Genomic DNA, 990 nt, shown 5'->3' with positions numbered 1-990 from the left:
AGTTTCAGAGTCGAGTGAAAACCCTTTGAGATTGAGTGTGAATTACTAAATTAAGATTGAATGATCTCTCCGTATGAGTGATTCGGAGGCATTGTATATAACGTGTATGTGTATGGTTAGTTGCGTGCAAGCACGCTGTTATTCTTTGCTAAGCAATATAGTGAATTGTGAGAAAAAATCCTGCGCTTAGCCAGCAATTCGCAATTAAATATACACGTTGTTAGCTAACGTTATTTCTTCTTATTTATTCTTAGATTTATTAATAAAGAAACAGAGAATAAAAAAACAAATATTAAAATTCCGATCAGCATTGTATAAATCCACAGTATTTCATTTCCGTAATCTGGGTAAATCAGATGCATTATAGAGTCGGAGAAACAGAATAGGAGAGAGCAACATATGAATAATACAATCAAATGAATTATTATAATTTTTCTTTTAGATGTATTCATATTCCTTATTCACAATTATTTGAATTCTGACGATTGTTGAATCCATTCCAAAATTCATCTAGATTTTCAAAGTTTGGGTCTTCACTTAATGGATATAAAATAACCGTATCTTTATTTTCAATAACATACATTTCGATTTTATTCATTCCGACATAGCTTATTTCTGCTTTCCATTTATCTCTCCATTCTCCAAACGATTCAAAGTAAAGAGTATCATTCTTAATATCAATTTTTCGCCATTCAGTAAGTTTGACCCATTCACTTTTAGATGCGACCCTCATCGAATCTTGTTTAAAATATACTTCTGTATATTCTCCCATGCTACATGAGTAATAATTTCCACTAATATTTTGGTCAGTTTGACAACCAAAAAATAATGAAGAAATCGAAATGACTATCCAGCGATTGAGTTTTGTATTATACTGAAATAGGTTGACCTTTTTTTGGTTCATTTTTCGTCAATTAAAAGGTCAAATATTCTAAATTTTGTTTGTTCTTTTTGTAGGAACAGTATTTTACATTTTGGTTAAGATGAACA

1 protein-coding gene is annotated in these 990 nt (G+C 30.3%); it reads right to left on the bottom strand.

Annotated elements, in window-relative coordinates; genetic code table 11:
- Window positions 1–457: 457 nt before the first annotated feature.
- Window positions 458–904 (bottom strand): hypothetical protein, encoded by a 447-nt coding sequence (locus N4270_RS17075; RefSeq protein ID WP_260098565.1) that lies wholly within the window; start codon window positions 902–904, stop codon window positions 458–460.
- Window positions 905–990 lie beyond the last annotated feature (86 nt).

Origin of the sequence: Psychroserpens sp. SPM9 (assembly GCF_025153525.1) — a bacterium.
Lineage (GTDB): Bacteria > Bacteroidota > Bacteroidia > Flavobacteriales > Flavobacteriaceae > Psychroserpens.
This window is presented reverse-complemented; position numbering and strand designations above follow the sequence as displayed.

Excerpts from the sequence above, each read along its gene's own strand:
- N4270_RS17075 (WP_260098565.1), bottom strand. The coding sequence starts at position 904 with ATGAACCAAAAAAAGGTCAACCTATTTCAGTATAATACAAAACTCAAT.